At 68.3% G+C, this 13,516-nt stretch carries 11 protein-coding genes and 1 pseudogene; 3 read left to right on the top strand and 9 right to left on the bottom strand.

The features are described 5' to 3' along the window. Positions 1-151 precede the first annotated feature (151 nt). Entirely contained in the window at positions 152-589 is a 438-nt protein-coding gene (locus JOF48_RS00885; protein ID WP_209676453.1) for a hypothetical protein, read from the top strand. Between the two features lie 6 nt (positions 590-595). Here JOF48_RS00885 and JOF48_RS00880 read toward each other — a convergent pair whose 3' ends face one another. From JOF48_RS00880 to JOF48_RS00865, 4 genes are read right to left on the bottom strand one after another with little or no spacing between them, the layout of a single operon-like run. Next, positions 596-1,252 (bottom strand): GNAT family N-acetyltransferase, encoded by a 657-nt coding sequence (locus JOF48_RS00880; protein WP_209676451.1) that lies wholly within the window; start codon positions 1,250-1,252, stop codon positions 596-598. Positions 1,253-1,261: 9 nt separating this feature from the next. Next, on the bottom strand, positions 1,262-2,437 hold the full coding sequence (locus JOF48_RS00875) for an FAD-dependent oxidoreductase (RefSeq protein WP_209676449.1): 1,176 nt from the start codon (positions 2,435-2,437) through the stop codon (positions 1,262-1,264). After that, positions 2,430-3,194 (bottom strand): class I SAM-dependent methyltransferase, encoded by a 765-nt coding sequence (locus JOF48_RS00870; protein WP_209676447.1) that lies wholly within the window; start codon positions 3,192-3,194, stop codon positions 2,430-2,432. Before JOF48_RS00870 ends, JOF48_RS00875 begins: the two co-directional genes overlap by 8 nt. Further along, entirely contained in the window at positions 3,187-4,437 is a 1,251-nt protein-coding gene (locus JOF48_RS00865) for a type III polyketide synthase (protein WP_209676445.1), read from the bottom strand. Before JOF48_RS00865 ends, JOF48_RS00870 begins: the two co-directional genes overlap by 8 nt. A gap of 522 nt (positions 4,438-4,959) precedes the next feature. On the opposite strand from JOF48_RS00865, the gene mgtE reads away from it, so the two are divergent. Continuing rightward, positions 4,960-6,318 (top strand): magnesium transporter, encoded by a 1,359-nt coding sequence (gene mgtE / locus JOF48_RS00860; protein ID WP_209676443.1) that lies wholly within the window; start codon positions 4,960-4,962, stop codon positions 6,316-6,318. A gap of 173 nt (positions 6,319-6,491) precedes the next feature. On the opposite strand, the gene JOF48_RS00855 is transcribed toward mgtE, so the two are convergent. Beyond that, positions 6,492-7,022 carry an MFS transporter gene (locus JOF48_RS00855; RefSeq protein WP_209676441.1) on the bottom strand — a complete coding sequence of 177 codons (531 nt, stop codon included), beginning with the start codon at positions 7,020-7,022 and terminating at the stop codon, positions 6,492-6,494. Between the two features lie 111 nt (positions 7,023-7,133). Here JOF48_RS00855 and JOF48_RS00850 point away from each other — a divergent pair, with 111 nt between their 5' ends. Continuing rightward, complete coding sequence (locus tag JOF48_RS00850) at positions 7,134-8,276, top strand: IS701 family transposase (protein WP_425353731.1); 1,143 nt, start codon at positions 7,134-7,136, stop codon at positions 8,274-8,276. A gap of 172 nt (positions 8,277-8,448) precedes the next feature. Here the strand turns inward: JOF48_RS00850 and JOF48_RS00845 are convergent. The 4 genes and pseudogenes from JOF48_RS00845 to JOF48_RS19950 all read right to left on the bottom strand — a co-directional run. Continuing rightward, positions 8,449-9,289 (bottom strand): annotated as a pseudogene (locus JOF48_RS00845) (MFS transporter); the annotation flags it as partial. A 291-nt stretch (positions 9,290-9,580) separates the two neighbouring features. Continuing rightward, entirely contained in the window at positions 9,581-10,153 is a 573-nt protein-coding gene (locus JOF48_RS00840; RefSeq protein ID WP_209676439.1) for a TetR/AcrR family transcriptional regulator, read from the bottom strand. 111 nt (positions 10,154-10,264) lie between these two features. Beyond that, positions 10,265-12,613 (bottom strand): YhgE/Pip family protein, encoded by a 2,349-nt coding sequence (locus tag JOF48_RS00835; RefSeq protein ID WP_209676437.1) that lies wholly within the window; start codon positions 12,611-12,613, stop codon positions 10,265-10,267. Then, positions 12,610-13,401 (bottom strand): AAA family ATPase, encoded by a 792-nt coding sequence (locus JOF48_RS19950; RefSeq protein WP_209676435.1) that lies wholly within the window; start codon positions 13,399-13,401, stop codon positions 12,610-12,612. The genes JOF48_RS00835 and JOF48_RS19950 overlap by 4 nt, the downstream gene beginning before the upstream one ends. Positions 13,402-13,516: the final 115 nt, after the last annotated feature.

The raw sequence follows: 13,516 nt of genomic DNA, 5'->3' as shown, positions 1-13,516 counted from the left end.
TTTCCGACGCCGTTGCGCTGCGCCGCAGCCTTGCGCCGCGGGAACTTTTCTTTGACGCCGCCCGTGCACCGGAGTAAGTTCCGGATTGGGTTCGCGAATCGGCAATCCGGCCGATTCGTGCCGGATCCACGGCGTCGGGAGGCGTCCCGCCATGAAAATTGCCATCAGGGTTGTTGCCTGGTTGATCTCGCTGCTGGTGGTGGTCCAGGCCGCCAGCATCGCCTACGCGCTCATGTCCATCGGCCACCTGGTCTTCGATGACGGCGGCACGGTCGACAAAGACACTGAGGTGGGCGGGGTCGGATTCGCCCTGCACTCCATCGTGGGCATGCAGGTCATTCCCGCGCTCGCCATCATTTTGCTGATCCTGGCGCTGATCCTGCGCTCACCCGCCGTGACCTGGCTTGCCGTCTCGGTGGTTGTTGCCGTCGCCCTCCAGGTGGTCCTGGGCATTTTTGGCGCCGATGCGCCGGCGCTCGGCTGGCTGCACGGGATCGTGGCCTTCGTGGTGTTTGTCCTGGCCGGAATCACGGGCCAGCGCACCATGTCAGCGCGGGCGGTTCCCCAGGCGGCAACGGCAACTGGGTGACCATGTTTACGGCACCGGCAGGAGCAGGTCCGCACGCACCTGTTCAAATCCCGCCACCGTGATCTCCCAGTCCGGCCGCTTGAAGTGGGCCACGGCCAAATGCAGTTCCTGCATGACGTCTGGCCGGCCGGGACGCGGCTCGACGGCCACGGTGCCGCCTTCGCGGTATCCCAGGCCGCGCGAAACACCCAGCGAGGCCTTGTTCCAAACCGCAGCCCCGGATTCGGCGGCCTCCGCACCCAGGAAGTCGAAGGCGAACAGCAGCAAGGCGGCCCGCATTTCCCGGCCGTACCCCTTCCCCTGCTCCGACCGGGTGAGCCACGATCCCGAATTGACCGTCCGGTTGGCGGAGAAGCCGTTGGCGCCGATCGACTGCGTGCCAATCGCGACGCCGTCGAGCAGCACCGTGAAGTTCAGCGTCCAATGGTCGGGGCGGATGCCGGAACGCAGCTCCCATTGGTGCCGGGCCATGCCACGGGCCAGCTCCACCGGGGAGGCATCGGTCCACGGCACGGAAAATGGCATCACCGCAGGGTCGTGAATCCCGGCCAGCGCGGCGTACACAATGCCGGGCAGGTCCTCGTCCCGGACGATCCTCATGACGAGGCGCGGTGAGGTGATGGTGAGGTCGAACAAAGGCCAAACATCGCTCGTGGACAGCATTCACACACCCTATCGCCGCAGCCTCCCGCCCACCGCCCTGGACTGCATTGTGAAACGCCCGGCCACGAGGTCGTGTGCGCTGCGCAACGCGACAACCCGTCCCAGCACGCTGTTGCGCAGTTGAAGGTGCGACGGCGGCATGGCCCGTCCCAGCACCATGTTCAGTTGCGCCTGGCGTGCGGCTGCACGGGCTGCGCGCATGCGGTCCCGCTCAAACCCGGCAAGTTGGCGGCCCGTGTTGCTGCCCTGCAGGGCAGCTTCGATGATGGGGGCCAGGGCCGCCGCGTCCAGCCAACCGAGGTTCATGCCCTGCCCGCCGATCGGGCTGATTTCATGCGCGGCATCACCCACCAGCACGGCCCGTCCTGACACCATGCTGCGGGCCAGGCGGGTCCGGACGCCGAAAGCGCTGAGCATGCTGTTCGCCCCGGCATCAACCCGGATGCCGGTGCGTTCGTGGATGAGCCCGGCGAGCTCGGCGGCCCCGGCGCCGGACAGCAGCGAATCCGTGTGGACCACCCATCGCCGCAAACCGTCCGGCAGCGGGAAGGACTCCACGATGCCGCCCGGCTCCAAATACAGCACCGCCGTGGCACCATCACACCCGGTGTCGGGGAAATCGCCCATCAGGTACTTGTCGGGGTGGTCCCGCCCTCCCGTGGGAATGCCCAGCAGCCGGCGCACGGCGGAGTGGGCTCCGTCGGCTCCCACCACCAGCCTCGCCTGGATGTGCCTGGCCCCGGTGGCCTCCAGGCCGCCCGGCCCGGCCCCAGCGGCAGGCGAGCCTGACAGCGTGACGAAGGATCCGCCGTCGCGCAGGGACGTCACCCGGAAACCCCGGACCAGCGCCTGCGGATCCAGAGAATGAACGCGGGCGGCCAGCACCGCCTCCGTGCGGGCCTGCTTGAGCGTCAGGACCGGCGGGCTCAGCCGCAGCCGGCCCACCTCGGCGCCTCCGCTGCGCGCCACACCCGAGTGGACCTGCACGCCGGCGGCCAGCAGCGGCTCCGCGACACCGGCCAGCCCCAGGGCGGCCAGCGCCGGCGGATGGATGCCGATGGCGCGCGAATCCGGCCGCGGCGCAGGAAGCTGCTCCAGGATGCGCACGGACAGGCCCGCCTGCAGCAGCAGCGCGCCGAGGTGCAGCCCCACGGGTCCTGCGCCCACGACCGCAACGTCAAGCATGGCCGGCCTCCGGGGTGAACAGGGCCAGGGTGCGCCACGGGCGGGCCGCCTCCACCCGCCACCCCGGCGGCAGCACGGCCCGCAGTTCCGCGGCGGTGTAGCTGCGGCGGATGGACGTCAGTCCGTCGCGCCGGATGAACGACCCCGGGAAGAATGGTGCCGTCCCGGCCGCAAACAGGGCGTAGGCGAGCGGGCTGCGGGCAATGTCGCTGTGCAGGGCGAGCCGCCGGGCCAGCAGGGCGGAATCAGCCATGAGCCCGGCCAGTTCCTCCGGGGTGAGGTGGTGGAGCATGTGGTTGGAAATGACGACGTCGAACATCTCGCCTGCCGCTGTGAGCGCGCTGCTGTGGGCCTGCCGGAATGCCACCCCGGAACCGGAGTGGCGGGTGCCCGCAAAGCTGATGGCGCGGGGGTCGGGGTCGATCGCGGTGATGCGCAGCTCCAGCCCGTCCCGCGCCGCCCACCGGGCCAGGGCGGCGGGGATGTCGCCGCCGCCGCAGCCGATGTCCAGCAGCGTGGTGGCCCTTGTGGGTGAGAGCAGCGGCCGGATGCGGTGCCGGTATTCACTGAGCCAGCGCGAGACCACGCGGTTCACGAGCGGGAACTGGGCGTAGGTGCGCTCCAGCATGGCGGAGTCGGCGTCCGGCTTGTCCATTTCCTCCACGGCGTCCGCAGCGCGTTCCTTCAGGAGCGCCGCCCGCAGGAAAGCGGGGTCCGGCAGCCGATGCCGGAAGTTCCGGCGGGCGGGATCAGGCATTTGCCGGTGCTGCAGGAGCAGGCGCTTCGGCGGCGGCGGCCGCTGCGGCGTTGCCACGGCCGGCGGCCGCCACGGGTTCATTCCCTCCCGTGGTTGGCAGCTGTGGCGACACCTTGGTGAACAGTGCCGTCTCAACCGTCAGCCCGGGGCCGAACGCCATGGCGCAAATACTCTCCCGCGCATTCTCTGCCGGCTGGTCCAAAATGTGCCTGAGCACAAACATCACGGTGGCGCTGCTCATGTTCCCGAAGCGCCGCAACGTTTCCCTGGACGGTTCCAACTGCGTGTCACTGAGTCCCAGCTTGGCCTGGACCTTGTCCAGGATGCTGCGCCCTCCCGGGTGGATGGCCCAGTGCTGGATGTCCGGATAAGGCACCGCGGCCAGCGGCGACCGGGCCAGCAGGGGAGCCAGCGCCCCCACGATGTGTTCGTCGATGATCTTGGGGACGTAGCTGTCCAGCACCATTTCAAAGCCGTGGTCGCCGATGTTCCACGCCATGGAATCCTCGCCCTGCGGTGTCAGGACGGTTTCAAACAGGTCCAGCTCGAGCATCGCCCTGGACCCGTGGCCCCCGCCGTCCGGCAGCTCCCTCGCAGTGACCACCGCCGCCGCGGCCCCGTCGGCAAAAAGGGAAGACCCCATGATGGTGTCCGGGTTGTTGGAGGTGCGAACGTGCAGCGAACACAGTTCCACGGAGACCACGAGCACCACGGCGTCCGGGTCGGCCTCGCAAAATGCCTTGGCGGCCCGCAGTGCGGGGAAGGCGGCATAGCAGCCCATGAATCCGAGGTGGTAGCGCTGCACGGAGGGGGAGAGGCCCAGCGCCCGGACAATCTTGTAGTCCGGCCCGGGATTGAAGAAGCCGGTGCAGGAGACGGTGACCACATGGGTCACATCGGCCGGGGACACGCCGTCGCAGGCGGCCAGCGCGCGGGCTGCCGCCTCAATAAACAACTCCGAGGCCTCGCGCGCAAAGAGGTCGTTGCGCTCCTTGGTGGTGGGGTTCAGAAGCAGCCCGGTGGCGCCGTCGTAAAACACGGGGTCGGTGCCGCGAAAGTCCACATCCATTTCAGCGACGGCGGTGTGGCGTGTGTCGATGGCGGCGCCGTCAAAGCAGGCCCGCACCAGCCGCTGGCCCAGGCGGGTCAGCCCGGGCTGGGCGGCAAAGACGTCGCGGGCCTGCTCCTGGATCAGGATGGTGGGCGGAACTGCAGTTTCCAGGGACCTCAGCGTGACCGTCATAGTCCATTCTTAGGTGGGCCGGGCGCAGAACACAATGGCCGCGACGGACAAGCCGGCGGTGATGACGTTTGTGAGGACGGCCCGTTGACGGCCGTCCGCGGTCACAGGGCGCGGTGATTCGTGGATCCCCGCCGCGGTGGCCTAGGATGGCAAGAGGGCCATTATCCTTGATGATTCGGGATATGGCACCCAATTAATACGCCCGGGACGGGCCTTAATGTTGGAGGTGAGCCGCACGCATGGAAGACGGACATAGTCGATCTACCTCACCGCGCGAGCCCCGCCCAGACCTCCTGGATTCAACTTCCCGCTAGACGCCACCCGCCCCACTTTGCGGGCCGGCCTCCCACGGCGCCGGGATCCACGGCATTCAACGGCATGCGGTTCACGCGGTTGCGGTTTTGCGCACCACGCCCACGCCCATTTTTTGGCACACCGTCCAACCCCGAGCTTCCCCCGCAGCGACGCGGCGGTCCACCTCGGGGCAGGCCTGCGTGTGCCCCCACCGGAGGGACCCGGACCATGATCAAGTACCCCGTCCAGACTTTTGAGGACAGCGCCGAACTGCTGGCCAAGGCCCTGGGCCAACACGACCTCGCCGGCATTTCCCAGGCGCTGGCGCCCCTGAACACCTCCGAGATCCTTGAACAGCTGGAGCGGCTGGGCACCACGGACCGGGCCGTGGCCTACCGGACCCTGCCCAAGGACCGGGCCATCGAGGTCTTCGAACGCCTCGACGCGGCGCTTCAGGCCGACCTGGTGTCCGGGCTGAAGGAGGCCGACGTCGCCGAGGTCTTCGAACAGCTCAGCCCGGATGACCGCGTGGCCCTGCTCGATGAGCTGCCCGCCACGGTTGCGCACCGGCTGATCTCCGGCCTGGACGCGAAGGAGCGTGCGCTGACCAGCACCGTGCTGGGCTACCCGCAGCGTTCCGTGGGCCGCGTCATGAGCCCGGAGTTCGTCACCACCCACCCGATGCTCTCGGTGGGTGCAACCTTTGCCCGGGTCCGCAGCCACCTCGATGATGCCGAGAGCGTCTACACCATCCCCGTGACCGACGGCGGACGCCACCTTGTGGGGGTTGTTTCCCTTCGCGATGTGCTCAGGGCCGATGAATCGCTGCTGGTCGCCGACATCATGAAGTCGCCGCTGAGCGTGCCTGCCACCGAGGATGCCGAGGAGGCGGCCCGGTACTGTGCCGACGCCAAGATCCTGGCGCTGCCCATTGTTGACGCCGAGGACCGGCTGGTGGGCATCCTGACCGTGGATGATGCCCTGCGGATCCTGGAGGACGCCGAGACAGAGGACGCCTTCCGCTCCGGCGGCACGGAACCGCTGCGCCGCCCCTACCTCGCCACGCCCGTCGGCACCATTGTGAAGGCCCGCGTGGTGTGGCTGCTGGTGCTGGCGCTGGGAGCCACCCTGACGGTCCAGGTCATCGGAGCGTTTGAGGCAACCCTGGAACAGCAAGTGGTGCTCTCCCTGTTCATCCCGCTGCTCATCGGCACCGGCGGCAACACCGGCAACCAGGCAGCCACGACCATTACGCGTGCACTGGCACTGGGCGATGTCCGCCCGCGCGACGTGTTCAAGGTCTTCGCCCGTGAGGTTCGGGTGGGCGCCTTCCTGGGCCTGCTGCTGGGCTCGCTCGGATTCACCATCGCATCCTTCGCGTTTACGGTGCCGATCGGGCTGGTCATTGGGCTGACCCTGCTGGGCGTGTGCACCATGGCCGCGAGCATCGGCGGGCTGATGCCGCTGCTGGGCAAGGCCGTCAAGGCGGACCCGGCCGTGTTCTCCAACCCGTTCATCTCCACCTTTGTGGATGCGGCCGGGCTGATCATTTATTTCCTCATCGCCACGGCGGTCCTGGGCCTCTGACCCCACCCAGGACGCCGCATCACCTTTGGCGCTGTTTCTTCCGACGCCAGCGCAGCAATGGCCGTTTTTTCCTAGACGCTTTCGCACCTCCTGCGGGACGACGGGCGTTTGTTGGCGGGCAGGCTGGAAGGCGGCGGGGACAGCGGCGGGCCGGGACGCCGTCGTGCTTCCGGTCAGCGGACAAACTCAACCCTGCCCGGCATGGCGGCGGCGGCGCACAGCCCCAACATGCCACACACAAGGACGGCCAGGAACACGCCGCGGGCCGATGCGATGATCACGGCCGGGTTGTGCGTGGCGGCAGCTGATGACGCCACGATGGCGTTGGCCACGGCGCCAAAGATGGCAACGCCCAGCGAGCTGCCCATGGCCCGCGCCAGCATGTTCGAGCCCGTCACCACGCCGCGTTCGCCCCAGCCCACGGACGACTGCGCCGCCACGATCGCGGGGGTGGATGCAAAGCCCAGGCCGGCGCCGATGACCAAGCAGCACCCCGCCACCAGCCACACGTTGGGCCGGCCGGAAACAGCAACCAGCCTGGAGGCGCCCAGCACGATGACGGCCATGCCAAGCACAGCCGTGTTGCGGAAGCCGAAGCGCATGTAGACGCGGCCGGAGAAGCTGGAGGCGACGGGCCAGCCGATCGACTGTGCCGCGACGGCCAGCCCGGCCAACAGTGGGCCCGTGCCAAGGGAGCCTTCCAAGAACGTGGGAGCCTAGTACTACAGTCGCGTTTATTTTTGGTCGTGTCGGCGGTTTAATCGGACTTTGGGCGAGAATCCTGTTAATCATGATGGGTGAGCGATGATATTTGGGTGGCAGAGATACAGGAATGGGCTGATGGCCTGGAGGAAATCCGTGAGTTGATCGGGGATCAGTTTGCGCGTACTGAGCCGCGGAATAACGCGGTTAGTTACATTCGGGGGCTGCTTTCGGATGAGGAGCGGAAGAACTCTTGGACGCTGTCCGAGCGCGCTGGGCAGGGCACGCCGGATGGGATGCAGCGGCTACTCTCGACGACCGATTGGGACCCGGATAAGGTCCGTGATGCTTTGTTCGGCTACGTGAAAAAGCACCTCGGTGATCCAGAAGGCATTTTGGCGATTGATGAGACCGGTTTCCTGAAAAAGGGGACGGCTTCTGCCGGGGTGGCCCGCCAGTACTCGGGCACCGCCGGGAGGGTGGAAAACTGCCAGATCGGGGTGTTCCTGAGCTACGCTTCACCGGCGGGGCGCACGTTCCTGGATCGGGAGCTTTACCTGCCCAAGGCCTGGATCGAGGACGAGGCCCGGTGCAAGCGCGCTGGCATCCCGGAAGAGCGGGAAATGGCCACCAAGCCGGTGCTGGCCGGGGACATGATTGAACGTGCCCTGGACGCTGGAATCCAGGCCGAATGGACCACCGGGGACGCCGTCTACGGCCAACACACAGGGCTGCGCCGCCGACTCGAGGCCCGGGGCATGCACTACGTCATGGCGGTACCTATGAACCAACACGCCATCGCCCGGGCGCGTGGTTCAGTGGGCGGGGACGGCCGTGCCGATGAGCTCTTCGCTGCCCTAGACAGGCGTGCCTGGCGCACCCGAACCGCCGGGACCGGGACCAAGGGTGAACGGCTCTACGCCTGGGCCAGGATCCGCATTAACGGCCCTGCCGAAACCGGCGAGCATTGGCTGCTGGCCCGCCGCTCCCTGAAAGACCCGACCGACCTGGCGTACTTCATTTGCCACACCCCCGAGAACGTCACCTTGATCGAGCTGGCCCGAGTCGCCGGGGCCCGCTGGGCCATCGAGGAAACCTTCCAAACCTCCAAGGGCGAAACGGGACTCGATCACTACCAGGTGCGCCAATACACCGGCTGGTACAGGCACATCACCCTCTCCATGTTCGCCCACGCATTCCTGAGCGTCATCCGCTCTAAAAAGGGGGCCCGCACCCAGGCTCCGAGCACTTGGTAAGACTCTCCCTGCCAGAAATCAGGCACCTCATCACCCGCATCATCTGGCATCGGGAACCGGACCCACACCACGTGATCCGCTGGTCACTTTGGCGACGACGACACCAATACCGCGCCCAGCAATGCCACTACAAAGCCCGCGGCCACACCCCACAAACGCGACTGTAGTACTAGGAGCTGAGGCCGATCAGCACGGCGCCGACGCCCAGAGAGACGAGGGTTGTGGTCAGCAGCAGGCGGCGGGAGAGGACCCACAGCGGCAGGACGGGGTCGGCGGTGCGCCGTTCAACGGCCACGAACCCGGCGATGCAGCCGGCGCCCACCGCAAAGCCGGCGATGCTGGGCGGCGAGTCCCAGGCCCAGGCCTGCCCGCCCTCCAGCGCCGCCAGAATGAGCAGGGACATGCCCGCCGTCAGCAACGCCGCGCCGGCGTAGTCGATGTGGACGCGGCGGCGTTCCACCTTCTCGTGGTACGTGCGCAGGAGCAGTGCCATGGCCACGAGGCACACGGGCACGTTGATGAAAAAGATCCAGCGCCAAGTGACGAACTGGGAAAACAGGCCGCCGATGGCCGGGCCCAGCACGGCTGCCACGGCCCACACGCCCGAAAGATAGCCCTGGACCCTGGCGCGTTCCTCCACCGTGTAAATGTTGCCGGCAATGGTGGCGGTGGCCGGCTGGATGGCTCCAGCGCCGAGGCCCTGGAAGAGGCGGCAGGCGATGAGGACCGGCATGCTCCAGGCGAGCCCGCCATGAAGACGGCGATGCCCGCAAGAATCACGGGCCTGCGGCCCACGGTGTCCGAGAGCTTGGCGTAGACCGGGGCCGTCACCGCCTGGCCAGCAGGTATACGGAAAACAGCCCGGGGAAGGAGGAGAATCCGCCCAGGTCGGCCACGACGGACGGCACTGCCGTGGCCAGGATGGTCGCATCCAGGGCCACGAGCGCCATGCTGACCATGAGTGCGAGGAGCATCGGCCCAGGCTCCGAACGGAAGCCGACGCCGGTGGACATCAGGCCGCTGCCGGGCCAGGGACGGTCAAACCTGCCGCCGGGTCCGGCACGGCACAGGCGGGGCGGGAAGCGAGGTCGTTCCTGGCCGCCGTGGTGCACCTTTCCCTTGACTCGTCCCGCCACGATGGCAGGGCGCCCAATCCCAATGTGCACCCAAGCCGGGCGGACCACAAGGACGGTGCTGCGGAGGCGTTCCGGGAAAAGCGGCCAGTGCTGCGACAGGATCGTTGAAAAAGCCGCCAGTGCTGCGACAGGATCGTTGGGGAACCCCGGGTTGGCCGGGGGGTGGGGTCAGGAGGCGAGGGCTCCGGAGAACGTGAAGAGGATGGCTGCGGCGACGTCGCCGGCCGGGGTGTCGGGGGTGAACAACAGCCATTCCAGCCCGCCCACCAGGGTGGCGCCAAAAATGCCGCCGGCCATCAACAGCCGTGCGCCCTCACCGGTGCCGGCAGGAACCAGCGGCTCCAGAGCGCCGGCGATCTCGCCCACGGCCTCGCGCCGCAGCACCTGCACGGCGTTCTGCCACACCCGGTCCGTGCGGAAAATCTCCGCCGCCATGAGCTTGGCCAGGGCCTGGTTCTCCGCGATCAGTGCCAGCATGCCGCGCACCATTGCCTCCACCGCACCAAAGCCGGCCGCCGATTCACGGGCCGCCCGCAGCGTGTCCGACAACTGCCCCACCCCCGCCGTCAACAGCTCCTCAAAGAGCTTGTCCTTGGAGGAAAAATTGTAGTAGACGCTGCCCTTCGCCACCCCGGCCCACTCCGCCACCTCATCCATGGTGGTCCCGGAAATCCCGTGCTGCGCGCCGAGCTCCAGGGCGGCGGCCAGAATGGCCTGTTTGGTGGGCGAGATGCGAGGCACGGGGCTCCTTGGGTTGTGGCGGGGCAGGGAATCTTCAAAGACAGGGACGACGGCGGACGGCCCGCCCCGCGCTGTTGGCTGCGCGCGGCGGGCCGGCATCCGGCCGGGAGCCTACATTTCCAGTTCGGGATGCAGGCGCTTGATGGTGAACACCCGTTGGCGTCCGGCACTGAAGGCGCTGATGGCAACGGATGCCACCGCCATGACGGCCAGGAACACCACCGATGTCCACAACCGGGAGTCTATTCCACCAGTCATCAACTCCCTAAGCCCGCTGACCACATAGCTGGCCGGCATGAAGGGGTGCAGCGCCTGGAAGAACCCGGGAGTGGTCTCCACGGGGTAGGTGCCGCCCGAGGAACTCAGCTGCAGCATCAGCAGCACCAGCGACACCACACGGCCGGCCGCCGTGCCAAACACGATGATGAACATCTGCTGCAGGGCCAGGAATGCCACAGTGGTCAGGTAGATGAACCCGGCCATGGCCACGGGGTAGGCAGGCTTCATGTCCAGGCCCCACAACAGCACGGCCACCATGATGAGCACCTGGCCCAGGCCTATGGCCAGCGCCGGCAGCAGGCCGGTGAGCACGGCGCGGATGCCGGTGGCACCCGCGGCCAGGGCGCGTGTGGGCAGTGCCCGCAGCAGCAGCCAGGAGATGAGGGCGCCCACGAAGGTGGCCAGGGCGATGAAGAACGGGGCAAAGCCCTCGCCAAAGCTGCCGGACTCGTTGGCCCACTGCTGGTCCACGGCAACCGGGTTGGCCAGCACGGCGGACTTTTGTGCCTGCAGTTCTGCCGGGTCGTTGGGGACGGCGGCGCCGCCCTCGGCCAACTTGTCCGTCAGCTCGTGGCTGCCGGTGGACAGCTTGTCGGCCCCGTCGGCCAACGTGGTGCCGCCGGCAAGCAGCTTGCCCGTGCCGTCGGCCAGTTCGGACGTTCCGCTGCTGAGGGTGCCCGCACCTTCGGCCAGGGACTGCGCCCCGGTCTTGGCGGTCCCGGCTCCTGCGGCCAGCTCGGCGGCACCGCCGGAGAGCTTCCCGGCACCGGCTGCGAGGTCCGCGGCACCGGCGGAGGCGGCCTTGGCCCCGTCAGACAGGGCCGAGGCACCCGTATTGACGGCTGCGGCACCTTCGGACACCTTGGCGGCACCTGCCGCGGCATCGGAAACTCCGCCGGCGAGCGTGTCCACCCCGGAGGATAGCGATGTGGCGCCTGCGGCCAGCTGGCCTGCGCCCTCCGCCAGGGGGGCGGCGCCGTCGGTGGACAGCTGCGTGGCGCCGGCGGCAAGCTGCTGCGCGCCTTGTGCCAGGGGCGTGACGGCCTGTTCCTGCAGCGCCTTGAGGTTCTCCAGCACGGCGCTCGCAGGCGTTCCGGCCGGCATGCCCTGGACGCCGGCGATCAGTGCGGCCAGCTGTTCCTGGGTGGCGGCGGCCCCGGCTGAGACGCCGTCGGCGCCGGTGGCCAGCGTGGTGGCGGACTCCGCCAGCTTCGAGGCCCCCGCGGACAGGGTGCCGGCACTGCCCGAGAGCGACGCCGCACCCTCCTTCAGCTGCTGGGCGCCGGGCACTGCATTGTTCAGTGCTGTCGACAGTTCGGAACTGCCGGCTGCGAGCGTACCCGTGCCTTCAGCCAGGGAGGCCGCGCCGGAATCGAGTGAGGCAACGCCGTCGGCCAGGGACGTGGCGCCGCCGGCAAGTGCGGACGCGCCGGTGTTCAGTGTGCCGGCACCCTCCGCCAGGGATCCCACACCCGCGGACAGGGAGCTTGCGCCCTGCGACAGCTGCCAGGCGCCGTCCTTCAGGGTCAGCGAGCCGGTGGCGAGGTCGTTCATGCCCACCACCAGCTCACCGGCGCCGGCCTTGGCAGCGTCGATGCCGGAGGTGACCTTGGCGGAACCGTCGGCTGCGGCGCGAAGCCCGGCACCGGCGTCGTGCAGGCCCAGCAGCAGCGCTGAGGAGGTCTGCTCGCCCAGCTGGGTGGCCACCGCGTCCTGCACCTGCGCCATGGCCTGCTTGCCCAGGACGCTGGAGAGGAAGTTGTTGGAGTCGTTGAACTCCACGTCCAGCTTGGTCTGCGCGGGCGTGTCGGTTCCCACGGAGACGGCGTTGGCGGAGAAGTCGGAGGGGATGGTCAGGGCAAAGTAGTAGCTGCCGTCCGCCACGCCTGCGGCCGCGGTTGTGGCATCCGTTTCCACCCATTTCAGGTCCATGCCGGCCATGAGCTCGGAAGCAAGGTCGTCGCCGGCGTGCACGGCGGTGCCGTCCCGCTGTGCGCCCGCATCCGCGTTGACCAGTGCAACGGGCAGCTCATTCATGTGCTTGTCCGGGGCCTGGAACGCCCACAGGTAGAGGGCTCCATAGATGAGCGGGATGAACAGCATGACCGCCACCGCGATCTTGGGCAGCTTGCCGCGCCGGAAGCGGCGCAGCTCCGTGCCGGAGGAGAGAAAGGCAATCACGGGATGAGCTCCTTCACAAGGGAAGCGGTGGCGGGGTCGGTTTCGGCAAGGTCCTCGTCCGCGGTGCCGGAACCGGCTGCCTCCGCGGCTTCGGCGGCACCGCGGGCGCGGGACTCGTTGAGGTCCACCAGGGCCGGGGCGATGTCCAGCTCCGCCCACAGCTGCGCGTCCCAGGATGATGCCGAGACCACGACGGCGGTGCTGCCGCGGCTGATGTGGGCCAGCCGTTCCCAAACGGCTGCGCGCCCTTCGGTGCTGCGGAGCTGTTCGACGTCGTCCACGAACAGGATGGCGGGCGCGGACATGAGGGCCAGGGTGACGCGGAGCAGGAAGTGCTGGGTTTCGTCCAGGTCCCAGATGACGGCGTCGGCGCGGGGGATGGGTTCGGCGCCGAAGACGTCGGCGCAGAGGGCGGCCACGGCCACGTCGTTGGGCGTGCGGACCACCTGCCACCACGGTGAGAGCCAGGCCTGGCGTTCGCGCAGTGCAGCCGCCACGGTGACGGACTCTTCCAATTCGTCGATGCCGTCGAAGCCTGCGATGGCGGTGGCCTTTTGCACGGCACGGAGGCTGCGGGGCAGGGGAAGCCCGCCCACGGTGAGGGATCCGGCGTCGTGCTTCATGCGACCGGCAAGGGTGAGCAGCAGCGAGGTGCGGCCGCTGCCGGGATCGCCCCGCAGGACGGTCAGTCCGCCGTCGAGGTCGAAGGTCAGCGGGCCGTAGACGGGGCCGCGGCCTGCGGACAGTGCCAGCTTGCCGGCGTGGATTTGCGAGTCCTGTAGCTGCACAGGGGTTCCTTTTGTTGGGGGAGTGGCGGGCCGCTCCGGATTCTTTGTACTGACCAGTCAGTCTAGCAAGTGTGCCCGGCCAGCGAAACACCGTCGGGAACGCTGCGGCCGTGAT

Source organism: Arthrobacter stackebrandtii (genome assembly GCF_017876675.1).
Lineage (GTDB): Bacteria > Actinomycetota > Actinomycetes > Actinomycetales > Micrococcaceae > Specibacter > Specibacter stackebrandtii.
The sequence above is the reverse complement of the archived record's forward strand: the minus strand, read 5'-3'. Positions and strand labels throughout refer to the sequence as shown.

What these genes read in the sequence shown, in the direction of transcription:
- JOF48_RS00865 (WP_209676445.1), bottom strand. Translation starts at nt 4,437, where the DNA reads ATGACGGTCACGCTGAGGTCCCTGGAAACTGCAGTTCCGCCCACCATC.
- JOF48_RS00885 (WP_209676453.1), top strand. Translation starts at nt 152, where the DNA reads ATGAAAATTGCCATCAGGGTTGTTGCCTGGTTGATCTCGCTGCTGGTG.
- JOF48_RS00875 (WP_209676449.1), bottom strand. Translation starts at nt 2,437, where the DNA reads ATGCTTGACGTTGCGGTCGTGGGCGCAGGACCCGTGGGGCTGCACCTC.
- JOF48_RS00870 (WP_209676447.1), bottom strand. Translation starts at nt 3,194, where the DNA reads ATGCCTGATCCCGCCCGCCGGAACTTCCGGCATCGGCTGCCGGACCCC.
- JOF48_RS00880 (WP_209676451.1), bottom strand. Translation starts at nt 1,252, where the DNA reads ATGCTGTCCACGAGCGATGTTTGGCCTTTGTTCGACCTCACCATCACC.
- mgtE (WP_209676443.1), top strand. Translation starts at nt 4,960, where the DNA reads ATGATCAAGTACCCCGTCCAGACTTTTGAGGACAGCGCCGAACTGCTG.